This window comes from Thermomonospora cellulosilytica (assembly GCF_014138835.1).
Taxonomy (GTDB): Bacteria; Actinomycetota; Actinomycetes; order Streptosporangiales; family Streptosporangiaceae; genus Thermomonospora; species Thermomonospora amylolytica.
Map to the genome: position 1 here is coordinate 3,433,477 of NZ_JACJII010000001.1, position 21,587 is coordinate 3,455,063.

Annotated in this window: 21 protein-coding genes; 12 read left to right on the forward strand and 9 right to left on the reverse strand. The window is 72.8% G+C overall.

Annotated elements, in window-relative coordinates:
• Window positions 1-4 precede the first annotated feature (4 nt).
• From HNR21_RS16270 to HNR21_RS16295, 6 genes are all read right to left on the reverse strand, one after another.
• A complete protein-coding gene (locus HNR21_RS16270) occupies window positions 5-925 on the reverse strand; it encodes a YwqG family protein (protein WP_182705877.1) in 921 nt (306 codons plus the stop codon).
• Window positions 926-1,002: 77 nt separating this feature from the next.
• Window positions 1,003-1,569: a thioredoxin family protein gene (locus HNR21_RS16275; RefSeq protein WP_182705878.1), complete on the reverse strand. Its 567-nt coding sequence runs from the start codon at window positions 1,567-1,569 to the stop codon at window positions 1,003-1,005.
• A gap of 157 nt (window positions 1,570-1,726) precedes the next feature.
• Window positions 1,727-2,434 carry a Clp protease N-terminal domain-containing protein gene (locus HNR21_RS16280; protein ID WP_182705879.1) on the reverse strand — a complete coding sequence of 236 codons (708 nt, stop codon included), beginning with the start codon at window positions 2,432-2,434 and terminating at the stop codon, window positions 1,727-1,729.
• A 245-nt stretch (window positions 2,435-2,679) separates the two neighbouring features.
• Entirely contained in the window at window positions 2,680-3,498 is an 819-nt protein-coding gene (locus HNR21_RS16285) for an SAM-dependent methyltransferase (protein ID WP_198679442.1), read from the reverse strand.
• Between the two features lie 31 nt (window positions 3,499-3,529).
• Entirely contained in the window at window positions 3,530-3,670 is a 141-nt protein-coding gene (locus HNR21_RS16290) for a hypothetical protein (RefSeq protein ID WP_182705880.1), read from the reverse strand.
• A 21-nt stretch (window positions 3,671-3,691) separates the two neighbouring features.
• The gene (locus tag HNR21_RS16295; RefSeq protein ID WP_376766590.1) at window positions 3,692-6,202 is read right to left on the reverse strand and encodes a DNA gyrase/topoisomerase IV subunit A; all 2,511 of its coding nucleotides are present in this window, start codon (window positions 6,200-6,202) and stop codon (window positions 3,692-3,694) included.
• Window positions 6,203-6,310: 108 nt separating this feature from the next.
• On the opposite strand from HNR21_RS16295, the gene HNR21_RS16300 reads away from it, so the two are divergent.
• Window positions 6,311-7,471 (forward strand): lactate 2-monooxygenase, encoded by a 1,161-nt coding sequence (locus HNR21_RS16300; RefSeq protein WP_182705882.1) that lies wholly within the window; start codon window positions 6,311-6,313, stop codon window positions 7,469-7,471.
• 41 nt (window positions 7,472-7,512) lie between these two features.
• On the opposite strand, the gene HNR21_RS16305 is transcribed toward HNR21_RS16300, so the two are convergent.
• A complete protein-coding gene (locus HNR21_RS16305) occupies window positions 7,513-7,968 on the reverse strand; it encodes a nuclear transport factor 2 family protein (protein ID WP_119727860.1) in 456 nt (151 codons plus the stop codon).
• Between the two features lie 118 nt (window positions 7,969-8,086).
• Between HNR21_RS16305 and HNR21_RS16310 the strand changes: the two genes are divergently transcribed.
• The gene (locus HNR21_RS16310) at window positions 8,087-9,082 is read left to right on the forward strand and encodes a GlxA family transcriptional regulator (RefSeq protein ID WP_182705883.1); all 996 of its coding nucleotides are present in this window, start codon (window positions 8,087-8,089) and stop codon (window positions 9,080-9,082) included.
• On the opposite strand, the gene HNR21_RS16315 is transcribed toward HNR21_RS16310, so the two are convergent.
• Both HNR21_RS16315 and HNR21_RS16320 read right to left on the reverse strand, forming a co-directional pair.
• Entirely contained in the window at window positions 9,021-10,574 is a 1,554-nt protein-coding gene (locus tag HNR21_RS16315; protein WP_182705884.1) for an FAD-binding oxidoreductase, read from the reverse strand. The two genes, HNR21_RS16310 and HNR21_RS16315, sit on opposite strands and share 62 nt — an antisense overlap.
• 143 nt (window positions 10,575-10,717) lie before the next feature.
• A complete protein-coding gene (locus HNR21_RS16320) occupies window positions 10,718-11,113 on the reverse strand; it encodes a CopD family protein (RefSeq protein ID WP_182705885.1) in 396 nt (131 codons plus the stop codon).
• Between the two features lie 515 nt (window positions 11,114-11,628).
• Here HNR21_RS16320 and HNR21_RS16325 point away from each other — a divergent pair.
• From HNR21_RS16325 to HNR21_RS16370, 10 genes are all read left to right on the forward strand, one after another.
• Entirely contained in the window at window positions 11,629-12,642 is a 1,014-nt protein-coding gene (locus tag HNR21_RS16325) for a methionine ABC transporter ATP-binding protein (protein ID WP_119727862.1), read from the forward strand.
• The gene (locus HNR21_RS16330) at window positions 12,639-13,295 is read left to right on the forward strand and encodes a methionine ABC transporter permease (protein ID WP_182705886.1); all 657 of its coding nucleotides are present in this window, start codon (window positions 12,639-12,641) and stop codon (window positions 13,293-13,295) included. The genes HNR21_RS16325 and HNR21_RS16330 overlap by 4 nt, the downstream gene beginning before the upstream one ends.
• A 33-nt stretch (window positions 13,296-13,328) precedes the next feature.
• Window positions 13,329-14,138 (forward strand): MetQ/NlpA family ABC transporter substrate-binding protein, encoded by an 810-nt coding sequence (locus tag HNR21_RS16335; RefSeq protein WP_182705887.1) that lies wholly within the window; start codon window positions 13,329-13,331, stop codon window positions 14,136-14,138.
• A gap of 147 nt (window positions 14,139-14,285) precedes the next feature.
• Window positions 14,286-15,221 carry an STM4015 family protein gene (locus HNR21_RS16340; protein ID WP_119727865.1) on the forward strand — a complete coding sequence of 312 codons (936 nt, stop codon included), beginning with the start codon at window positions 14,286-14,288 and terminating at the stop codon, window positions 15,219-15,221.
• A 147-nt stretch (window positions 15,222-15,368) separates the two neighbouring features.
• Window positions 15,369-16,292, forward strand: a complete 924-nt coding sequence (locus tag HNR21_RS16345) for an STM4015 family protein (RefSeq protein ID WP_119727866.1) — start codon at window positions 15,369-15,371, stop codon at window positions 16,290-16,292.
• Between the two features lie 39 nt (window positions 16,293-16,331).
• On the forward strand, window positions 16,332-17,285 hold the full coding sequence (locus HNR21_RS16350; RefSeq protein ID WP_119727867.1) for an STM4015 family protein: 954 nt from the start codon (window positions 16,332-16,334) through the stop codon (window positions 17,283-17,285).
• A gap of 10 nt (window positions 17,286-17,295) precedes the next feature.
• Window positions 17,296-18,438, forward strand: a complete 1,143-nt coding sequence (locus tag HNR21_RS16355; RefSeq protein ID WP_233359007.1) for an STM4014 family protein — start codon at window positions 17,296-17,298, stop codon at window positions 18,436-18,438.
• A gap of 139 nt (window positions 18,439-18,577) precedes the next feature.
• A complete protein-coding gene (locus HNR21_RS16360) occupies window positions 18,578-19,378 on the forward strand; it encodes an STM4013/SEN3800 family hydrolase (RefSeq protein WP_119727869.1) in 801 nt (266 codons plus the stop codon).
• Window positions 19,372-20,661, forward strand: coding sequence for an STM4012 family radical SAM protein (locus HNR21_RS16365; RefSeq protein ID WP_119727870.1), 1,290 nt, complete (start codon window positions 19,372-19,374; stop codon window positions 20,659-20,661). The genes HNR21_RS16360 and HNR21_RS16365 overlap by 7 nt, the downstream gene beginning before the upstream one ends.
• Entirely contained in the window at window positions 20,661-21,530 is an 870-nt protein-coding gene (locus HNR21_RS16370; protein ID WP_119727871.1) for an STM4011 family radical SAM protein, read from the forward strand. The genes HNR21_RS16365 and HNR21_RS16370 overlap by 1 nt, the downstream gene beginning before the upstream one ends.
• The last annotated feature ends 57 nt before the right edge of the window (window positions 21,531-21,587 follow it).

The window sequence follows — 21,587 nt, forward strand, 5'->3', positions numbered from 1 at the left end:
CGGCTCAGCCCTGCACGGCCGCCTCGACCCGGGAGAAGTCCCCGGCCCGCAGGTCGGCGGCGGGGATGACGAAGTGCAGCTCCCCGAAGTCGGCCCACTGCCACCACGCCTTGCCCTCCTCGGTGAGGACGCGGCCGTCGGAGTTCAGCTGCAACAGCAGGCGCCAGTCCTCGGGCGGCGGGGCGGTGGCGGCGGCCGCCGGGTCGCGTTCGGCGAGGTTGCGCAGGCCCTCGTCCGTGGGGGAGTGGTGCAGGATCCACGGCCAGCCGAACGCCTGGTGCCTGCCGGACCGGGTGTACGAGGGCAGTTCCTGGAACCAGGCGCGATAGCGGGCCGACAGGTCGTTCCAGACGTCGAAGTCGAAGCGGTCGCCGCTGGGGCCGCTGATCAGCGCGTCCACCATGGGCTCCTCCGCCTCGGGGTAGGTCGCGAACGGAACGGCCCGCACCGGAGCGGGGCGGAACCTGACGGCCGGTTCGGGAGCGGCCGTCACCGTCGCCTCGCTCTTGGCGGCGGCGACCACCCGCCATGTGCCGGGGTCGGCCCAGAAGTTCACGCCGCCGTCGTAGAGGTGCACGTTCGGGTCGCTGTGGAAGAAGTTGAGCACCAGGTCGGCCGCCCCGTCCGGCAGTTCGTCCTTGAGCAGCGGGACGAACTCGGCCAGGTCCAGCACCGCCAGCAGGGTCATGGGGATGTCGCGGAACGTCGGCCACGGCATGCCCGGGGCGAGCAGGGCCGCGCCGCCCAGACGAGAGCCGCCCTGTGGCGCCCCGTGTTCGTCCCGGCCGGTCTCCTCGCCGTCTTCGGGCAGGTCGAGGCGGAAACCGGCCCTGCCCAGGGCCGCGATCCGTTCACCCAGGTCCTCGCCCAGATGGCGGACGGCGCTCGCGCGGGCTCGGGCGAACTCCTGGTCGAGGTCGGTCATGTGGTTCCCGGGGAGTGTGCGGCCGGGCGCCGGTCATCGGGTGCCCGGCACGGTGGGCGTGGTGAGCGTGGCGGACGTCAGGACGGGTCGTTGCCCGGCTTCCACTTGATGCCGCAGCCCAGGCTGGGGGTGTGCGGCTCGGGGACCGGCTCGCCCGCCAGCACCCGGTCGATGGCCGCGCTCAGGGAGGCGCCGTCGGAGGGCACCTCGTTGCGCGGCCGGGCCCCGTCGAACTCGCCGCGGTAGGCCAGCCGCCGGTCGCGGTCGTACAGGAAGAAGTCGGGAGTGCAGACGGCCCGGTAGGCCCTGGCGACCTCCTGGCTCTCGTCCACCAGGTAGGGGAACGTGAACCGGGCCCGTTCGGCCTGCTCGCGCAGGTGCCCGGGACCGTCGTCGGGATAGTTGTCGACGTCGTTGCTGCAGATGGCGACGGCGGCCAGGCCCTTGTCCTGGTAGCCGGCGATGACCCTGCCCAGGGTCTCCTCCACCCGCCGCACGTACGGGCAGTGGTTGGACAGGAACATCACCAGCAGCGCCGGCGCGTCGGACAGGTCGTTCAGCGAGACCGTTCCGCCGTCGATCGCCGGGAGCGTGAAGTCCGGTGCCGGTGAGCCGAGCGGAACCATGAACGAAGCGATGGCCATACCGCCATCCTCGCATCAGGCGCGCCGTCCCCGTCCGCCGCGGGGCGCGCGGCGGACGGGGACGGCCGGCCGCCCGTCCAGTCGTCGCAGGTCGCCACGAGGATGACGGCGGCCGGCGGGAGCGCCGCCCACGCCTCGCAAACGCCGATCGGCGGTGTCATGCGCCCTTGATGGAGTTCAGCATGGCGATGACGTGGTCCTCGGCGGCGGCCTTGCCGATGCCGAGGCCGGTGAGCACGCCCTGGCCGTTCTCCTGCTCCAGCAGGGCGAGCAGCATGTGCTCGGTCCCGATGTAGTTGTGGCCCAGTCGCAGCGCCTCCCGGAAGCACAGTTCCAGCGCCTTGCGGGCCTGCGCGCTGTAGGGGACGACGTTGGGCGGGTCCTCCACGGCCGGGCCCAGCCGCGAGGTCACCGCCTGCCGTACGTCGTCCAGCGTGACGCCCTGGGCGGTGATGGCCTTGGCGGCCAGGCCCTCGGGTTCGCTGAGCAGTCCCAGCACCAGGTGGTCGGGGGTGACCTCGGCGTTGCCGGCCTCCTGGGCGGCGGTGTGCGCCGCCATCACCGCGTTCTGGGCGCGCGTGGTGAAGCGGCTGAACCCCTCGTTCGGGTCCATGGTCACGGCCTCGCCCTTGGGCACGAAGCGCTTCTGCGCCGCCTGCTTGGAGACCCCCATGCTGCGGCCGATCTCCGTCCAGGACTTGCCGGACCGCCGGGCCTGGTCGACGAAGTGCCCCACCAGGTGGTCGGCGACCTCGCCGAGGTGGTCGGCGGCGATGACCGCCGAGGACAGCTGTTCGAGCACGTCGGTGTGCGCCTTCTTGATGGCCTCGATCAGATCGTCGAGCCGGATCCGTGGCTGTGTCATGCGTCAACCATAGGTTGACGAGCCTTGATCGTCAACCTGGCGTTGACGCTCCTATATTTCATACTGGAATAGTTGACTAATCTCGAAGGTCCGGCCTACGCTCGTTCCGTGCCACCGTGCGGCCGGCAGGCGCGGACGCCGCCGGGCACCCCCTGACGCCCGGGAGCGGCGGACCAGGCGGCCCAGGGGTGGGAGCTGCCGGTCCGCCGTTCCCCGGTCGTCCGACAGCGCGCGTGACGGGGGCGTCAGGGCTTGCGGGCGACGCCGCAGATGGCGTCGACCTCGGTGGAGGCGCCCTGGATGTCGGTGGCCTCGGGACGCCACCGGGAGGTGGGCACCACGCCGGGCTCGACCAGGTCCAGCCCGTCGAAGAAGCGGGCGATCTGCTCGGGGCTGCGCAGATGGTAGGAGCTGGCCGAGTTGGCGTTGTAGACGGCGATGGCCTCGTTCAGGGCCTCGTTGGTGTCGGTGCCGTCGCTGAGGGCCAGGTAGCTGCCGGACGGCAGGGCGTCCAGGAGGCGGCGGACGATGCCCCAGGGGTCGTCGGAGTCCGGAAGCTGGCCCATGATCCCCAGCAGGGTCAGCGCCACCGGACGGGACAGGTCCAGGGTCCGCGCGGCCTCCCGCAGGATCCGGTCGGGGTCGCGCACGTCGGCGTCGATGTAGTCGCAGGCGCCCTCGGGGCTGCTGGTCAGCAGGGCCTGGGCGTGCACGAGGACCAGCGGGTCGTTGTCGACGTACACGATCCGCGACTCGGGGGCGATCCGTTGCGCCACCTCGTGGGTGTTGTCGCCGGTCGGCAGCCCGGTGCCGATGTCCAGGAACTGCCGGATCCCGGCCTCGCCCGCCAGCTGGCGCACCGCCCTGACCAGGAAGCCGCGCTGCAGCCGGGCGATCCGCGCGATGTCGGGGAACATCCGCAGGATCATCTCCCCGGCCTCCGCGTCGGCCGGATAGTGGTCCTTGCCGCCCAGCAGGTAGTTCCACACCCGCGCCGAGTGCGGCAGATGCGCCTGGAGCCGGTCGGCCAGCCGGTCGGCGTCGTCCATCGGAACGGAACCCATACGCCGAGCTTCGCACGCTCCATTACCTACGTCACGTTCTGGCCGCCTGTGTGTCGGCGTCCGGGACGAACCGGCCCGTCCCGGTCACCACGGCCGCCGGCTGCCCGGCGCCGGCCCCGGGGCGGCCGGGGACCTCCTCGGCCGCCCCCAGAACTCCGGGTGCTCCCGTCATGGGAGAGCACCCGGGGGAACGTCACTGCGCCGGTGACTCCGGCTCGGCCGGGCGGGCGGGCGGGGACTGGGGACCGATGGGGCCGCCGACCGCGGCGACGGGTGTGGTGAGGCGTTCGCCGGAGCCGTCGCGGCGGCCGAGCGTGGCAGGGATCTCCAGCGGCTGGCCGGTGGAGGAGCAGGCGCGGACCGGGGCGGGGCCGGCCCAGGCCATCAGCAGGACGTCCTCGCCCTTCAGGAAGCGGTGCGAGCGGACGCCGCCGGTGGCGCGGCCCTTGGGCGGGAAGTCGGCGTAGTCGGCGACCTTGATGCCGCCGCTCTGCGTGCCGGGCAGCGCCGAGGAGGAGCCCGACACGGTCACCACGCGGGACTCGCGGGACGGGTCCACCGCGCCGAACCAGATGACGCGGGCCCCGGCCGACAGCTTGATGCCCGCCACGCCCCCGGCCGCGCGGCCCTGCGGGCGGACGTTGGCGGCGCCGTAGCGCAGCAACTGGGCGTCGTCGGTGATGAACACCAGGTCGTGGTCCTCCGACAGCAACTGGACGGCGCCGACCACCCGGTCGCCCTCCTTGAGGGTGATCACCTCGAACTCGTCGCGGTTGGCGGGATAGTCCGGCACCACCCGCTTGACCACGCCCTGCTCGGTGCCCAGCGCCAGGCCCGGCCCGTCGGCGCTCAGCGCGCCCAGGCCGACCACCGTCTCGCCGTCCTGCAGCGCCGCGTACTCGCTGATCGGCGCGCCGCCCGCCAGCGACGGCGGGGCCGCCCCGGACGGCAGCGCGGGCAGGTCCAGCACCTCCACCTTGATCATCCGGCCGGCCGAGGTGACCAGCCCGACGTCGCCGCGGGTGGTGGCGGGCACCACGGCGGTCAGCACGTCGTGCGGGATGCGGGCGCCCTCGGCGGGCAGCGGGTCGGCCCCGGTGGTGCGGGCCAGCAGCCCGGTCGCCGACATCAGCACCAGGCACGGCTCGTCGGCGACCTCCAGCGGCACCGCCGCGGCGGCGGCCTGGCCGGAGGACTCCAGCAGCACGGTGCGGCGCGGGGTGCTGTACTGCTTGGCGACCGCGGCCAGCTCCCTGGAGACCACCCGGCGCAGCTTCTTGTCCGACTCCAGGATTGCGGTCAGCTCGGCGATCTCCTTGGTGAGCTGCTCGGACTCCTTCTCCAGCTCGAGCCGGTCGAAGCGGGTCAGCCGGCGCAGCGGGGTGTCCAGGATGTACTGGGCCTGGATCTCCGACAGCTCGAAGACCTGCATCAGCCGCTGCTTGGCCTGCGCCGAGTCGTCGCTGCCCCGGATGATCTGGATGACCTCGTCGATGTTGAGCAGCGCCACCAGCAGGCCCTCGACCAGGTGCAGCCGGTCCTGGCGCTTGCGGCGGCGGAACTCGCTGCGCCGCCGCACCACGTCGATGCGGTGGTCGACGTACACCTGGAGCAGGTCGCGCAGCCCCAGCGTGCGCGGCTGGCCGTCGACCAGCGCCACGTTGTTGATGCCGAACGTCTCCTCCATCGGCGTCAGCCGGTACAGCTCGGCCAGCACGCCCTCGGGGTTGAAGCCGTTCTTGACCTCGATGACCAGCCGCAGCCCGGTGGACCGGTCGGTGAGGTCCTTCAGGTCGGAGATGCCCGCCAGCTTCTTGGCGTTGACCAGGTCCTTGATCTTGGCGATGACGCGCTCGGGCCCGACGCCGTACGGCAGCTCGGTGACCACGATGCCCTTGCGGCGGGGGGTGACGTTCTCGATCCGCGCGGTGGCGCGGGTGCGGAACGTGCCACGGCCCTTGGCGTAGGCGTCGCGGATCCCGTCCAGGCCCACGATCAGGCCGCCGGTCGGCAGGTCGGGGCCGGGCACGAACTGCATCAGCTCCTCGAGGGTGGCCTCGGGGTGCTCCAGCAGGTGCCGGGCCGCGGCGATCACCTCGCCGAGGTTGTGCGGGGCCATGTTGGTGGCCATCCCGACCGCGATCCCCGACGCCCCGTTCACCAGCAGGTTGGGGAACGCCGCCGGCAGCACCTCGGGCTCGGTCTCCTGCCCGTCGTAGTTGGGCCGGAAGTCGACGGTGTCCTCGTCGATCGACTCGACCAGCAGCATCGCCTCGCGCGACAGCCGGGCCTCGGTGTACCGCATGGCGGCGGGCAGGTCGTCGCCGCCCAGCGAGCCGAAGTTGCCGTGCCCGTCGACCAGCGGCATCCGCATCGCCCACGGCTGCGCCATCCGCACCATGGCGTCGTAGATGGCGCTGTCGCCGTGCGGGTGCAGCTTGCCCATCACCTCGCCGACGACCCGGGCGCACTTGACGTGGCCGCGGTCGGGCCGCAGCCCCATCTCGTTCATCGAGTACAGGATCCGGCGCTGCACGGGCTTGAGCCCGTCCCGGGCGTCCGGCAGGGCCCGGCTGTAGATGACCGAGTACGCGTACTCGAGGAAACTGCCCCGCATCTCCTCGGAGACGTCGACGTCGACGATGTTCTCCTCGAAGTCCGGCGGGGGAGGGGCTGTGGATCCGCGTCGTGCCATGTCCCTCATTGTCGCCGGTCCCGGGGACAGGATTGGCCCGCACGCCCCCGGTGCCCGCGCCGCCCGCCCCGTGGCAGATTGGTACGTCCCCTGACACACCGGCCGACGGAGGTGGCGATGTCGCTCGCCGATTTCCAGAACGAGATCTACCTGAACGGGCTCGGCGACGTCCGGCCCGCGCTGCCCACCGACCTGAGCAGGCTGGAGGACGTGGCACGGGCGCGGCTGTCGGCCGAGGCGTTCGGGTACGTGGCGGGCTCGGCGGGCAGCGAGGCGACCGCGGCGGCCAACCGGGCGGCGTTCGACCGGTGGCGGATCGTGCCGCGGATGCTGCGGGACGTGTCGCGGCGGGACATGTCGGTGGAGGTGCTCGGCACCCGGATGCCCGCCCCCGTGCTGGTCGGCCCGGTCGGCGTGCTGTCGATCCTGCATCCGGGCGGGGAGCCGGCGGTGGCGCGCGCCGCCTCGGCCCTGGGCGTGCCGATGGTGCTCAGCTCGGCGTCCTCGTTCTCGATGGAGGAGGTCGCGGAGGCGAGCGGGGACGGGCCGCGCTGGTACCAGTTGTACTGGCCCAAGGACCGGGAGATGGCGGCGAGCTTCCTGGACCGCGCCGAGGCCGCCGGTTACACGGCGCTGGTCGTCACCCTCGACACGTTCACCATGGGCTGGCGGCCCCGCGACCTGGACAGTGCCTACCTGCCGTTCCTGCGCGGGATCGGGGTGGCCAACTACTTCGGCGACCCGGTGTTCCAGAAGGCGGTCGGGGGGCCGGTCACCGACGCCAACCGCGACATGGCGCTGCTGCACTGGGTGGCCAACTTCGGCGACCCGTCCCTGACCTGGGAGGACCTGGCGTTCGTGCGGGAGCACTGGGACGGGCCGATCGTGCTCAAGGGGATCCAGCACCCCGACGACGCCCGTCGTGCCGTGGACGCCGGGATGCAGGGCGTCGTGGTCTCCAACCACGGCGGGCGCCAGGTGGACGGTGCCGTCGCCTCGCTGGACGCCCTCCCGGGGATCGTCGAGGCGGTGGGGGAGCAGACCACGGTGCTGTTCGACAGCGGCATCCGCACGGGCGCGGACGTCGTCAAGGCGCTCGCCCTGGGAGCCAAGGCGGTGCTGGTGGCACGGCCCTACGCCTACGGCCTGGGGCTCGCCGGTGAGGCCGGCGTACGGCATGTGCTGCGCTGCCTGCTGGCGGAGACGGAGCTGACCATCATGCTCGCCGGTTACACCGGCCCCGGTGAGCTGACCCCCGACGCGCTGGTGCGCGTCTGACCTGCTTCATCTGGGGTGCCCCCAGGCCCCCGATGCGGCGGTCAGCGCAAGGGGAACGGGCGGCCCCGCTCCTCGATGGGGCGGGGCCCGCGGATGCGGCGGTCCTCCTCGTCGATGGGCACGTCGTTGATGCTGGCCTCACGCCTGCGCATCAGGCCCTCGGCGTCGAACTCCCACAGCTCGTTCCCATAGCTGCGCCACCACCGGCCGGTGTCGTCGTGCCACTCGTACTGGAAACGCACCGCGATCCGGTCGTCGCCATAGGCCCACAGCTCCTTGCGCAGGGCGTAGTCCAGCTCCCGCTCCCACTTGCGGGTCAGGAACGCCACGATCTCCTCGCGGCCGGTGAGGAACTCGCTGCGGTTACGCCAGACCGAGTCCGGCGTATAGGCGAGGGCGACCTTGTGGGGGTCGCGGGTGTTCCAGGCGTCCTCGGCCGCCTGCACCTTGACGCGGGCGGTCTCCTCGGTGAACGGCGGAACGGGCGGACGCGGCATCAGGACCTCCTGCTGGTTCGGCGCTGTGGCGGGCGTCCACGAGATTCGCAGGGGCCGCGCGGACCGGCCATGTCCCAAAAGACATGCGGCCCACACTTTCGGACCTAGGGTGATCGGCATGAGGGACGTGGTGGTCCTCGCCTACGACGGGGTGAGGCTGATGGACGTGACCGGGCCGATCGAGGTGTTCGGCACCGCGGCCCGCTTCGGCGCCCCCTACCGGGTGACCCTGCGCTCCCCGGACGGCGAGGCGGTCACCACCTCCACCGGCACCCGCCTCATGGTGGACGCCGAGGCCGGAACGCCCCACACGCTCGTCGTCCCGGGCGCTCCCGACCTGCCGCGCCTGCCGATCCCCGTGCCCGGCCTGGTCGATGCGATCCGCGACCTGGCGGCCGGCGCCCGGCGGGTCGCCTCGGTGTGCACGGGGGCGTTCGCGCTGGCCGAGGCGGGGCTGCTGGACGGCAGGCGGGCGACCACCCACTGGCGGCACACCGCCGCGCTCGCCCGCCGCCACCCGCGGGTCGCCGTGGAGCCGGACGCGATCTACGTGCGCGACGGGCGGGTGATGACCTCGGCGGGCGTCACCGCGGGCATCGACCTGGCGCTGGCCATGGTGGAGCAGGACGAGGGCGCCGGCCTCGCCCGGGAGGTCGCCCGGGACCTGGTGGTCTTCCTGCAGCGGCCCGGCGGGCAGTCCCAGTTCTCGGTGCCCGCGCGCACTCCCCGGCCCCGGAACGACGTGCTGCGCGCGCTGCTCGCCGAGATCGCCGCCGACCCGGCCGCCGACCACTCCGTGCCCGCGATGGCGCTGCGGGCGAGGGTGAGCGCACGGCACCTGACGAGGCTGTTCCACGACGGCGTCGGCGCCACCCCCGCCGCCTACGTCGAGTCGGTGCGCGTGGAGGCCGCGCAGGCGCTGCTGGAGGCCGGGGAGACGGTCACCGGGGCGGCGCGGCGGTCCGGGCTCGGCAGCGACGAGTCGCTGCGCCGGGCGTTCCTGCGCCGCCTGGGCGTGACCCCGTCGGCGTACCGGGACCGGTTCCGCACCACTAGGGGAGCCGGACCGACTGGGCGTGGCGGAAGACGTCGAGCGGGTCCCAGCGCTCCTTGACGCGCTGGAGCCTGCGGTAGTCGCGGCCGTAGTACAGCCTCCACCACGGGGCGTCCGAGGCGTTCCACTCGGGGTCGTTCAGGTCCGCGTCCGGGTGGCCGACGCAGCAGCCGTCGGTGACCGGGTCGTCCTGCATGCACGCCGGCAGCGGCACCCCGCCCGTGGACGCGTACATCGACCGGTACAGCTCCCGGATCCACCGCAGGTGCTCCTCGCCCCTCTCGGTGACCGGCCAGTGCACCTGGTGCTGGAGCCTGAGGATCGACGAGCGCTGCATCACGGCCGTCTCCCCGGGGGCCGGCCGGTTGATCGCGCCGCCGTAGGCGTCGATCTGCACCACCGCGTCGCGCTCGGCTCCCGGATCGTCCTCGGCCAGGCCCCGCCACAGCGCCTCGATCTGCTCGTCCGGCAGCGGCCGCACCATGTACGCCGACTTGTGCTTGCCCGCCCGCATGGCGTCGACCGGGCCGAACATCCTCTCCACCGTGTCCCACGGCAGCACGACCGGCGCGTGCGGGCCGATGGACGCCGGGTACTCGCCGCAGGACTCGCCCAGGGAACGGCACTGCACCCCGACGCCCTCGTTCATCGCCGTCAGGAACCGGGCGAGCAGGTCGCGGGCGCCGGGAACGCCGGCGTCGATCTGGGCGACCAGCCCTATCTCGCCCTGGCTGCGATGGGTGAGCCGCAGGACGGCGGACAGCGGGTCGTACGGGCCGCCGGGCCGGCGGTGCTCGGCGAAGAACCGCCCGAAATTGCCGATGATGCGGGCGAACCGCTCCTTGTCGACGGCCGGCCATTTCCATCCGCCGGCGGTGAACAGCACCTGCTCCGGCGCGTCCGGCAGGTCGCGGAACCAGAACCGGGTGGCGATCCCGAAATTGCCCCCGCCGCCCCCGGTGTGCGCCCACCACAGTTCCCGCAGCCGCTCGTCGCGGCTGTCGCGGGTCGCGGTCACCAGCCGCGCCCGGCGGTCCCGGCCGACCACGGCGACCTCCACCGCGTACAGGTAGTCCACGGCCAGCCCGTGCTGGCGGGACAGCGGGCCGAAGCCGCCCGCCGGGACGTGCCCGCCGATCTCCGCCGCGGGGCACGAGCCGCCCGGCATCACCTTGCCGGTCTTCAGCCACAGCCTCTTGCGCAGGTCCCCGCCGGTGGCGCCCGCCTCGACGCAGATCGCGTCCATCGCCGGGTCGTGGTGGACGCCGTCCATGAGCGACATGTCGATGACGACCCGGACGTCCTCGGCGCAGACGCGGTCCTGGTGGCAGTGGCCGCCGGAGCGCACCGCGATCCGCGCCCGCGCCGGGTCGGCCACCGGCTCGTTCACCGCCTGCTCCAGCGCGTGCCGCACCTGGGCGCTGTCGCTCACCAGCCGGACGTAGTCGGGTCCGGCGCACCGGCCGGGGTCGTGCCCGCGGCACAGCGCCGCGTACCGGCGGTCCCCCTCGGTGATCTTGATCCCGCCCGCGTCGACGATCGGCGCCGTCATCGTCCTGCGCACTCCTCGCACCGGCGCCGGACCCGGCCCGGCGCCGGGCCCGGCGGTCATCGCGACGTTAGCAACAATGCGTCGCGGCTTTCCGGGAAATGGCGTGGAAAAAGCGCGGGCGAAATTCCGGGAAAATCCCGCGATCAGCCGAGCTGAACGCCCATGAACAGCGCGATCAGCGCGGTCAGCCCGCTGATCGAGCCGGTGATCGCCAGGCCCCTGCGGGAGGAGGAGCGGGCGTGCAGCAGCGCCGCGATCCCGGAGACCGCCACGACGGCGATCTTGGCGTGCAGGGTGGCCCGGTAGTCCGAGGGCATGTCGCCCGCCTCGGCGATGTTCCACACCCCGGTGAGCACCAGGACCGCGAACGCGGGCCAGGCGACGGCGTTGAACTTGCGCGCCGCCAGCCTGGAGGTGTCCCCGCCGGCGCCGCGCAGCACCGGCAGCAGCGCGGTCAGCGTGAGCTGGCCGCCGACCCAGACGGTGGCGGCGAGCACGTGCAGGAAGACCCGGATCGTGTCCAGCGATACGGCGAGCATGGGGCGCCTCCGTGCGATGTCGTGGACGGTCGAGTGGATCTTGCCATCAGGGGCGCCCGGTGCCCGCCGAGGGGTGCCTTCGCCGTGCCGGCGCGGGACGCGGCGGGACGGACGTCCGGATCGCGGTCGTTCCGGCGCCGATCGTTGCGTCGGCGGGGCGATGTGACGCAGATCTTGTCGTGGTCATTTGGCGACAGTGATGTCCATATGCTTGACTCGTGACGTGATGTCCGTGCACCCCTGTCCGACGCGCCGCCCGTGTCCCCCGCGGGCGATGGGGTGTACGTGTTGCCGAATGTGTGGTCGCTGAGGGCCCGCGCCGACTCGCGCCCCGAAGCGAGCAAGAACCGACCCCGCCGCCGCACATGACCTCCTTCGCCTGGTTCGTCCTGCACCTGCTGAGCCACGCCCCCTACCCGCCCGGCCGCTGCTGAGGGCGGGCGTCCGCGCGTGCGCGGACCAGCGGACCGATCCGACCCGCCGCCGGACGGCGGCCTGCCCCGGGATGAATCCCTGTGATCCAGATCGAGAAACTCAAAAAGACGTACCGGACGCGCGGGCGCACCGTGACCGCCGTCGACGGCGTCGACCTCCACGTCCGGGAGGGTGAGATCTTCGGTGTGCTCGGGCGCAGCGGCGCCGGCAAGAGCACCCTGCTGCGCTGCGTCAACCTGCTGGAACGCCCCGACTCCGGCCGGGTGGTGGTGGACGGCCGCGACCTGGCCGCGCTGCCCGAACGCGAGCTGCGCACCGCCCGGCAGCGCATCGGGATGATCCACCAGCACTTCGGGCTGCTGACCAGCCGCACCGTGGCCGGCAACGTCGCGTTCCCGCTGGAGGTCATGGGCGTGCCGCGGCGCGAACGGGCCCGCCGGGTGGCCGAACTGCTCGACCTGGTCGGCCTCGCCGAGCACGCCAAGGCCTACCCCGCGCAGATCTCCGGCGGGCAGAAGCAGCGCGTCGGCATCGCCCGGGCGCTGGCCGGACGCCCCCGGGTGCTGCTGTCGGACGAGGCGACCTCGGCGCTGGACCCGGAGACCACCGCCGCCATCCTGCGGCTGCTGCGCGACCTCAACCGGGAGCTGGGCCTGACCATCCTGCTGATCACCCACGAGATGGAGGTGGTCAAGCGGATCTGCGACTCGGCGGCGATCATGCGCGCCGGGAGGCTGACCGAGTCCGGCCCGCTGCCCGACCTGCTGACCCGGCCGGGCTCGCAGCTGGCCCGCGACCTGTTCCCGCTGCCACAGGTGCCGGCCCGGCCCGGCACCACCGTGGTCGACGTGACGTTCGTGGGCGAGGCCGCCGACCGGCCGTTCGTCTCCAGCCTGGCCCGCACCTACTCCATCGACGTCAACATCCTCGGCGGCGCCGTCGAGCAGGTCGGGGACCGCCGGGTCGGGCGGCTGCGCATCGAACTGCCCGGCGACCCCGACGCCAACGCCGCCCAGCTCGCCCACCTGCGCGACGCCGGGCTGACCGTCGAAGTGCTCGACGCCGCCGCCGAGCGGCCGGAGGTGGTCGCATGACCTGGGACGAGATCGCGCCGCTGCTGCGCGACGCCACCCTGGAGACCCTGCAGATGACCTGGTGGTCGAGCCTGCTCACCGCGCTCGGCGGGCTACTGCTCGGCGTGCTGCTGGTGCTGACCGACCGCCGCGGGCTGCTGCCCGCCCCGCCCGTCCACCAGGTGCTCGGCGCGGTCGTCAACGTGGGCCGGTCGCTGCCGTTCATCATCCTGATGGTCGCGATCCTGCCGTTCACCCGCGCCGTCACCGGCACCACCATCGGCACCACCGCCGCCATCGTGCCGCTGGCCGTGGCGGCCATCCCGTTCTACGCCCGGCTGGTGGAGACCGCGCTGCGCGAGGTCGACCCGGCCGTGATCGCCGCCGCCCGGGCCATGGGCGCCTCCCGGCGGCAGATCGTGGGCAAGGTCCTGCTGCGCGAGGCCCGTCCCGGGCTGGTCGCCGGGCTGACCGTCACCGTGATCGCCCTGATCGGCTACTCGGCGATGGCCGGGGCGATCGGCGGCGGCGGGCTCGGCGACCTGGCCGTCCGCTACGGCTACCAGCGCTTCGAGACCGGCGTCATGGTCGCCACCGTCGTCGTGCTCATCGTCGTGGTGCAGCTGGTCCAGATGCTCGGCGACCTGCTCACCCGGCGCCTGACCCACCGCTGAGTTTCGTTCCCACACCAGAAAGGGGCACTTGTCGTGCTTCGCAAACTGACCGTCGCGATCGCCTCCGCCGGACTGGCGCTCGGGCTGACCGCCTGCGGCTCCTCCGACTCCGGCTCCGACGACGTGCTCACGGTGGGCGCCAGCCCCGCCCCGCACGCCGAGATCCTCGAGTACGTCAAGGACGAGCTGGCCGCCGGCGCGGGACTGAAGCTGGAGATCGAGGAGTTCTCCGACTACGTCCAGCCCAACCTGGCGCTGAACGACGGGCGCCTGGACGCCAACTACTTCCAGCACAAGCCCTACATGGACGACTTCGCCTCCTCCAAGGGGCTGAAGCTGGCGTTCGTGGCCCCGGTCCACCTGGAGCCGCTGGGCGCGTACTCCAAGAAGGTCAAGGCGCTGGCCGAACTGCCGCAGGGCGCGACCGTGGCGATCCCCAACGACGCCACCAACGGCGCGCGGGCCCTCAAGCTGCTGGCCGACAACGGCCTGATCACCCTCAAGCCGGGCGCCGGGACGAACGCCACCGAGAAGGACGTCGCCGGCAACCCCAAGGGCCTGAAGTTCCGCCCGCTGGAGGCCGCCCAGCTCCCGCGCTCCCTGCAGGACGTGGACGCGGCCGTCATCAACGGCAACTTCGCGATCGAGGGCGGGCTGACCCCGGCCAAGGACGCCCTGGTGCTGGAGAAGACCCAGGGCAACCCCTACGCCAACGGGGTGGTCACCAAGGCCGGCGACGAGAACGACCCGCAGGTCCGCAAGCTGGTCCAGCTGCTGCAGGGCCCCGAGGTCAAGAAGTTCATCCAGGACAAGTACCAGGGGTCGGTGCTGGCCGTCTCCTGAGCGGATCCGTGCCGCGGCAGGCCCTCCGGACCCCCGTCCGGAGGGCCTTCGCCTTCCGTTCGCCCGGTATCGCGGAGGAATGTCGGCGATCTCTGATAGGACGGTGCCCGTTCCTTCCTTCTGCGGGCCTCTGAAAGGCGAACCCTCATGACCGTCCACGAGCACCTCACCGAGTACGCCGGCCTGCCCGTCGTGGATTTCACGCCGGAGACCGGGCGGGAGGAGCTGCCGGACGAGCCGGACCGGTTCGCCTGGCGGATCTCCACCGCCTTCGAGGAGGAGGGGTTCTCCGATGTGCTGGAGCGCTTCCTGGAGTGGGTGGACACCGGCCGGATCACCGCGCTGATCGCCGGTTACTGGAACATGCCGTCCTACGACGGGACCGAGACGGTCCCGCCGGCGCAGGCCCTGACGGCCGCGGCGGACCGGCTCCCCGCGCTGCGTTCGCTGTTCCTCGGCGACATCGTGATGGAGGAGGCGGAGATCTCCTGGATCGAGCACTCCGACATCAGCCCGCTGCTGGCCGCCTATCCACGGCTGGAGCGGTTCGGGGTGCGCGGGGCCCAGGGGCTGGAACTCAAGCCGTTCCGCAGTGAGCATCTGCGTGAGCTGCGTTTCGAGTCCGGTGGGCTGCCCGGCCACATCGTCCGGGCGGTGGCCGCCAGCGACCTGCCCGCCCTGGAGTCCCTCGTCCTGTGGCTGGGCTCCGACAACTACGGCGGTGACGCCACCGTCGCCGACCTGGCGCCGATCCTGTCGGGTGAGCGGCTGCCCGCGCTGCGGCACCTGGGACTGCAGGACTCGGAGATCCAGGACGAGATCTGCGCGGCGGTGGCGTCGGCGCCGGTCGTGGCGCGGCTGGAGTCGCTGGCGCTGTCGATGGGGACCATGACGGACGAAGGCGCCGAGGCGCTGCTGTCCGGGCAGCCGCTCACCCACCTGCGTTCGCTGGACCTGCACCACCACTACCTGACCGACGCGATGGCCGAACGGATCCGCAAGGCCCTGCCCGGCGTCGAGGTCGACCTGGACGAACAGAACGACCCCAACGACGACTGGCGGGTCGCGGCCGTCACCGAGTGACCCCGTGCGCCGGAGAAGAAGAGGTCACGGCATGCCGGACAGGGCGGGGACCCCGCGCATGATCGGAAGATTCGTCGAGGTCAGGGGTGAAATGACGGCCGCCCCTGATAGGACGGTGCCCGTTCGTTCCGTCGGAAGGACGCTCTCATGACCATCGGACAGCACCTCACCGAGTACGCCGGCCTGCCCGTGGCGGACTTCGCGCTGGGGACCGCACGGGACGAGCTGCCGGACGATCCGGCGTCGGTCGCCTGGCGGATCTCCTCGACCCACCAGGGCGGCGGGTTCGCCGAGGTGCTCGAGAGCTTCCTGGAGACGGTGGACACCGGCGCGGTCACCGCGCTGGTCGTCGGCTACTGGTATCCGGAGGAGCCGGTGGAGCTGCTGGTGGCCGCGGCCGGCCGCCTTCCCGCGCTGCGTTCGCTGTTCGTCGGCGACATCGTGGTGGAAGAGTCGGAGATCTCCTGGATCGAGCACTCCGACATCAGCCCGCTGCTGGCCGCCTATCCCCGGCTGGAGCGGTTCGGGGTGCGCGGGGCCCAGGGGCTGGAGCTCAAGCCGTTCCGCAGTGAGCATCTGCGTGAGCTGCGGTTCGAGTCGGGCGGGCTGCCCGGCCATATCGTCCGGGCGGTGGCCGCCAGTGACCTGCCCGCCCTGGAGTCGCTGACGCTGTGGCTGGGGGAGGAGAACTACGGCGGTGACGCGACCGTCGCCGACCTGGCGCCGATCCTGTCGGGGGAGCGGCTGCCCGCGCTGCGGCACCTGGGACTGCAGGACTCGGAGATCCAGGACGAGATCTGCGCGGCGGTGGCGTCGGCGCCGATCGTGGCGCGGCTGGAGTCGCTGGCCCTGTCCATGGGGGTGCTGACCGACAGGGGAGCCGAGGCGCTGCTGTCGGGGCAGCCGCTCACCCATCTGCGGTCGCTGGACCTGCACCACCACTTCATGTCCGACGCGATGGCCGAACGGATCCGCAAGGCCCTGCCCGGCGTCGAGGTCGACCTGAGCGGACGGCGGGAGCCCGACGTATACGACGGAGACGTCTGGATGTACGTTGCCGTCTCCGAGTGACGGCCCGCCCCCGACCACCGACCGAGAACAGGGCATCGCATGCTGATCCACGAGCGGGTGAGGGAGTTCGCCGGCCTGCCGGTCGTCGACTTCACCGAAGAGGGCGTCTTCCGCGACGGCACGGCGCTGGACGAGCCGCCGGCCGGGGGAGTGGCCTGGCGGGTCCGCGTCGAGGAGGACGACGGCCCCTTCGGCCCGGTCTTCGAGGAGTTCCTGCGGACCGTCGACCCGGCCGCGGTGACCGCCCTGGTCATCGGATGGTGGCAGGACTACGGGGGCAGCGACCCGGCCGACGACCCCGTGGAGCGGCTGCTCGACGCCGCGGGCTCGCTGACGGACCTGCGTTCGCTGTTCATCGGCGACGTGGTGGTGGAGGAACGGGAGATCTCCTGGATCCCGCTGGTGGGCTTCACCCCGCTGTTCGCGGCGTACCCGAGGCTGGAGCGGTTCTGGATGCGCAGCGGCGAGATCCTCGGCGAGCCGCGCCGGGAGCTGCGGCCGTTCCGCGCCGAGCACCTGCGCGAACTGCGGTTCGAGTCGGGCGGGCTGCCCGCCCGGGTGGTCCGCGCGGTGGCCGCCGCCGACCTGCCCGCCCTGGAACGGCTGGAGATGTGGCTCGGGACGCGCCACTACGGCGGTGACGCCACGGTCGCCGACCTGGCGCCGATCCTGTCGGGGGAACGGCTGCCCGCGCTGCGGCACCTGGGACTGCAGAACTCCGACATCCAGGACGAGATCTGCGCGGCGGTGGCGTCGGCACCGGTCGTGGCGCGGCTGGAGTCGCTGGCCCTGTCCATGGGGACCATGACCGACGCCGGGGCCGAGGCGCTGCTGTCGGGGCAGCCGCTCACCCACCTGCGTTCGCTGGACCTGCACCACCACTTCATGTCCGACGCGATGACCGAACGCGTCCTGGCGGCCCTGCCCGGGGTCAAGGTCGACGTCAGCGAGGCGGGCGACCCCGGGGACGCCTGGGTGGCGGTCTCGGAGTGACAGAGGAGCCATGGACGACGGACCCCGGCCCGGGCGACGGCCGCCCCCGCATCGCCGGCACGGGATGAGCATGGCGTTCACCGTGGTCGGAACCCCCGGCGACCGGCGGGTGACGCTGTTCGCCGACGCCTGCGCCCGTCTCGGGCTGGAACCGCCCGAGGTGGTCGCCTGGCGGGACGTGCTGGGCGGCGAGGCGATGCGGATCCGGCCGGGCACGGTCCTGCGCGTCGACTCGCCCGGCGAGTCCGCCGAGTGCGACGCGCTGCTGCGCGGCCCCGGCGACCCCGCACGCGTGGGCGGCGGAGCCCGCTGGTACGCCGTGTTCACCGCCGCGCTCGACCGGATCGCCGCCGCGGCCGCGCGGGCCGGGGCGCGGTCCCTGAACGACCCCGCCGAGATCGCCGTGATGTTCGACAAGCGGCGCTGCCACGCCCGGCTGGCGGCGGCCGGGGTGCCGGTCCCGCCCGCGCTGGAGGGGCCCGTCACCGGCTACGCCTGTCTGCGGGAGCAGATGGCCAGGGCCGGCATGTCCCGTGTCTTCGTCAAGCCCGCGCACGGCTCGTCGGGTTCCGGGGTCATCGCGCTCCAGGTCCACCGCGACCGGATCAAGGCCGTCACCTCGGCCGTCCCGGACCCCGACGGCGTCCTGCGCAACTCGCTGCGGGTCCGTTCGCTGGAGACCGAACGCGAGGTCGCCGCCCTGATCGACGCGCTGGCCCCCGACGGCCTGCACGTCGAACGCTGGTTCCCCAAGGCCGCTCTGGACGGCCGGGTGCTCGACCTGCGGGTCGTGGTGATCGCCGGGACCCCCGCCCACGCCGTCGTCCGCACCAGCCGTTCCCCCATGACCAACCTCCACATGGGAGGCCGCCGCGGCGACCTGACCGCGGTCCGCGCGGCCCTCGGCGAACCCGGCTGGCGGCGCGCCCTGGACGTGTGCGCCCAGGCCGCCGCCTGCTTCCCCGGCAGCCACATGGTCGGCGTCGACCTGCTCGTGGGCGTCCAATGGCGGCACATGGCGGTCGCCGAGGTCAACGCCTTCGGCGACCTGCTGCCCGGCCTGCCCGGCCTCCCCGGTACCTTCGCCGAGGGGCACGACACCTACACCGCCCAGATCATCGCCGCCCTGTCCCTGACGGGATCGGCTTCATGAACCGTCCGCGCGTTCCGGTGTCGTACGGCCGCGGGGTCCCGGACTCCGCCGCCGGTGCGCTTCGCGCCCACCCGCACCCCGGGCCGGCCGTGCCGTGCGGCGCCGCACGGCGAGCCGGGCGCATCGAGGGAGGTGCCGGATGAGGGACATGAACGCCGTGGTCGGCAGCCATGATCTGCTGCTGGTCACGCTGGACACCCTGCGGTACGACGTGGCCGAGCGGCTCCTCGAGGAGGGGCGGACGCCGAACCTGGCGGCGGTGCTGCCGGGCGGACGGTGGGAGCGGCGGCATGCGCCCGGGAGCTTCACCTACGCCTCGCATGCGGCGATGCTCGCCGGGTTCTGGCCCACGCCCGTCTCGCCGGGGCCGCACCCTCGGCCGTTCGCGGCGACGTTCCCCGGGAGCGAGACCACGGCGGAGGGGACGTGGGTGTTCGACGCCCCGGACCTGCCGACGGGGCTGGCGCGCGCCGGCTACCACACGGTGTGCATCGGCGGGGTCGGGTTCTTCAACAAGCTCACGCCGCTGGGGTCGGTGCTGCCGGGGCTGTTCGCCGAGAGCCACTGGGAGCCGGCGTTCGGGGTCACCGATCCGGCGTCGCTGGAGCACCAGATCGACCGGGCGGCCGAGGTGGTGGCGCGGCAGCCGCCCGACCGGAGGCTGTTCCTGCTGGTGAACGTGTCGGCGCTGCACCAGCCCAACTGGTTCCACCTGCCGGGCGCCACCCGCGAGCACGGGGACACGCCGGAGTCCCACGCGGCGGCGCTGGAGTACGTGGACCGGCACATCGGCCGGCTGCTGGACCTGATGCGGCGGCCGTGCTTCGTCGTCGTCTGCTCGGACCATGGCACCGCCTACGGGGAGGACGGCCATACCGGGCACCGGATCGGCCACGAGGTCGTCTGGACCGTTCCTTACGGGGAGTTCGTGCTGTGCTGACCGCCACCGGCCCGTACCAGGGCTACGTCTACGCCTACCCGCACAAGACCGCGTACCGGCACCTGTCGCCCCGGCCCGCGCTGCGCGACGTGTGGGCGGGGGAGGACCGCGGCTCCCTGTTCCTGTACCTGCACGTGCCGTTCTGCGAGATGCGCTGCGGCTTCTGCAACCTGTTCACCCGTACGGGCGCGTCGCAGTCGCTGACCTCGGCCTACCTGGACGCGCTGGCGCGGCAGGCCGACGCGGTGCGGGAGGCCCTGGGGGAGGCGTCGTTCGCCACCGCCGCGTTCGGCGGCGGCACCCCCACCTACCTGACGGCCGCCGAACTGTCGCGGCTGTGCGACATCGCCGAACGCTTCGCCGACCTGCGCGCCGTCCCGCTGGCGGTGGAGACCTCCCCGGCCACCGCCACCCTCGACCGGCTGACCGTGCTCGCCGAACGGGGCACCACCCGCATCTCCATCGGGGTGCAGAGCTTCGTCGACGCCGAGGCCCGCGCGGCCGTCCGCCCGCAGAAACGGGCCGAGGTGGAGGCGGCGCTCGACCGGATCCGCGCCGTCGGCTTCCCCACGCTCAACATCGACCTGATCTACGGCATCGACGGGCAGACCCCCGAGAGCTGGCTGACCTCGCTGAACGCCGCGCTGCGCTGGGAGCCGGAGGAGCTGTACCTCTACCCGCTGTACGTGCGGCCGCTCACCGGGCTGGGACGGCGGGCGGCCGACTGGGACGACCAGCGGATGCTCCTCTACCGGGTGGGACGCGACCACCTGCTGGCGAACGGGTACGAGCAGGTGTCGATGCGGATGTTCCGGCGGCGCGGCCACCCGGACGCGGGGACGGCCTACTGCTGCCAGACCGACGGCATGGTGGGGCTGGGGGCGGGGGCCCGTTCCTACACGACGGACCTGCACTACTCGTTCGAGTACGCGGTCGGGGTGCAGCACGTCCGCGGGATCATCGACTCCTACCTGCGGGAGCCCCGGTTCGACGTGGCGCACGTCGGGTTCGCCCTGGACGACGAGGAACGCCGGCGCCGCCACCTGATCCAGTCCCTGCTTCAGGCGTCGGGGCTGTCGCGCGTCCAGTACATGGCCCGTTTCGGCACCGACGCGCCGGCCGACTTCCCGGAGCTGGGGGCCTTCGCCGAACGGGGATGGCTGGAGGAGTCGCCGCATGTGCTGCGGCTGACCCCGGAGGGCCTGGCGTACTCCGACGCGATCGGCCCGGCGTTGTTCTCCTCGCGGGTGCGCTCGCTCATGGACGCCTACGAGGCCCGCTGATGCGGGCGGAACATCTCACGATCCTGTATCGCGGACCGCTGGCGAGCTGCGACTACGACTGCCCGTACTGCCCGTTCGCCAAGCGCCGCGACACCCCCGAGCAGCTCCGCGCCGACCGCGCCGCCCTGGAACGTTTCGTGTCCTGGGTCAAGGAACGGTCCGCTCCCGTCTCCGTGCTCTTCACGCCGTGGGGCGAGGGCCTGGTGCGTTCCTGGTACCGGCGCGCGCTGGTCCGGCTGAGCCACCTCCCGCACGTGGAACGCGTCGCCATCCAGACCAACCTGAGTCACCGCACGGACTGGACGAGCGACGCCGACCTGACCAGCCTGGCCCTGTGGACCACCTTCCACCCGGGCCAGGTCCCCTACGAACGCTTCCTCGCCAAGTCACGCGACCTGGCCGCCCGGGGCGTCCGCCACAGCGTCGGCGTCGTCGGCCTCCCCGAACACCTCCCGGTCGCCCGCCGTCTCCGCGCCGACCTGCCCCCGCACGTCTACCTGTGGGTCAACGCCGCCGAAGGCCGCACCTACACCGACGCCGAGGCCGCCGACTGGACCGCCATCGACCCGCTCTTCTCCTACAGCCGCCACCCGCACCGCAGCCAGGGGCTGCCGTGCCGGACCGGCCACACCGTCATCTCGGTGGACGGCGAGGGAGACGTCCGCCGCTGCCACTTCATCCCCCAGCGCCTGGGCAACCTCTACGACGGAACCTTCGAGGCCGCCCTACGCCCCCGCCCCTGCCCGGCCCCCGCCTGCGACTGCCACATCGGCTATGTCCACCTGGAACCCGTGGGCCTCTACGACGTCTTCACCGGCGGCATCCTCGAACGCATCCCCGCCCACTGGCCCCAGCCGCCCACCGCATAGCGGGCAGCGCACGTCCCACCGCTCCCCAGGCCCGGTGACGTCGTTCCCCGGCCGCTG

Excerpts from the sequence above, each read along its gene's own strand:
- HNR21_RS16270 (WP_182705877.1), bottom strand. The coding sequence starts at position 925 with ATGACCGACCTCGACCAGGAGTTCGCCCGAGCCCGCGCGAGCGCCGTC.
- HNR21_RS16275 (WP_182705878.1), bottom strand. The coding sequence starts at position 1,569 with ATGGCCATCGCTTCGTTCATGGTTCCGCTCGGCTCACCGGCACCGGAC.
- HNR21_RS16280 (WP_182705879.1), bottom strand. The coding sequence starts at position 2,434 with ATGACACAGCCACGGATCCGGCTCGACGATCTGATCGAGGCCATCAAG.
- HNR21_RS16285 (WP_198679442.1), bottom strand. The coding sequence starts at position 3,498 with ATGGGTTCCGTTCCGATGGACGACGCCGACCGGCTGGCCGACCGGCTC.
- HNR21_RS16290 (WP_182705880.1), bottom strand. The coding sequence starts at position 3,670 with ATGACGGGAGCACCCGGAGTTCTGGGGGCGGCCGAGGAGGTCCCCGGC.
- HNR21_RS16295 (WP_376766590.1), bottom strand. The coding sequence starts at position 6,202 with ATGAGGGACATGGCACGACGCGGATCCACAGCCCCTCCCCCGCCGGAC.
- HNR21_RS16300 (WP_182705882.1), top strand. The coding sequence starts at position 6,311 with ATGTCGCTCGCCGATTTCCAGAACGAGATCTACCTGAACGGGCTCGGC.
- HNR21_RS16305 (WP_119727860.1), bottom strand. The coding sequence starts at position 7,968 with ATGCCGCGTCCGCCCGTTCCGCCGTTCACCGAGGAGACCGCCCGCGTC.
- HNR21_RS16310 (WP_182705883.1), top strand. The coding sequence starts at position 8,087 with ATGAGGGACGTGGTGGTCCTCGCCTACGACGGGGTGAGGCTGATGGAC.
- HNR21_RS16315 (WP_182705884.1), bottom strand. The coding sequence starts at position 10,574 with ATGACGGCGCCGATCGTCGACGCGGGCGGGATCAAGATCACCGAGGGG.
- HNR21_RS16320 (WP_182705885.1), bottom strand. The coding sequence starts at position 11,113 with ATGCTCGCCGTATCGCTGGACACGATCCGGGTCTTCCTGCACGTGCTC.
- HNR21_RS16330 (WP_182705886.1), top strand. The coding sequence starts at position 12,639 with ATGACCTGGGACGAGATCGCGCCGCTGCTGCGCGACGCCACCCTGGAG.
- HNR21_RS16340 (WP_119727865.1), top strand. The coding sequence starts at position 14,286 with ATGACCGTCCACGAGCACCTCACCGAGTACGCCGGCCTGCCCGTCGTG.
- HNR21_RS16345 (WP_119727866.1), top strand. The coding sequence starts at position 15,369 with ATGACCATCGGACAGCACCTCACCGAGTACGCCGGCCTGCCCGTGGCG.
- HNR21_RS16350 (WP_119727867.1), top strand. The coding sequence starts at position 16,332 with ATGCTGATCCACGAGCGGGTGAGGGAGTTCGCCGGCCTGCCGGTCGTC.
- HNR21_RS16355 (WP_233359007.1), top strand. The coding sequence starts at position 17,296 with ATGGACGACGGACCCCGGCCCGGGCGACGGCCGCCCCCGCATCGCCGG.
- HNR21_RS16360 (WP_119727869.1), top strand. The coding sequence starts at position 18,578 with ATGAGGGACATGAACGCCGTGGTCGGCAGCCATGATCTGCTGCTGGTC.
- HNR21_RS16370 (WP_119727871.1), top strand. The coding sequence starts at position 20,661 with ATGCGGGCGGAACATCTCACGATCCTGTATCGCGGACCGCTGGCGAGC.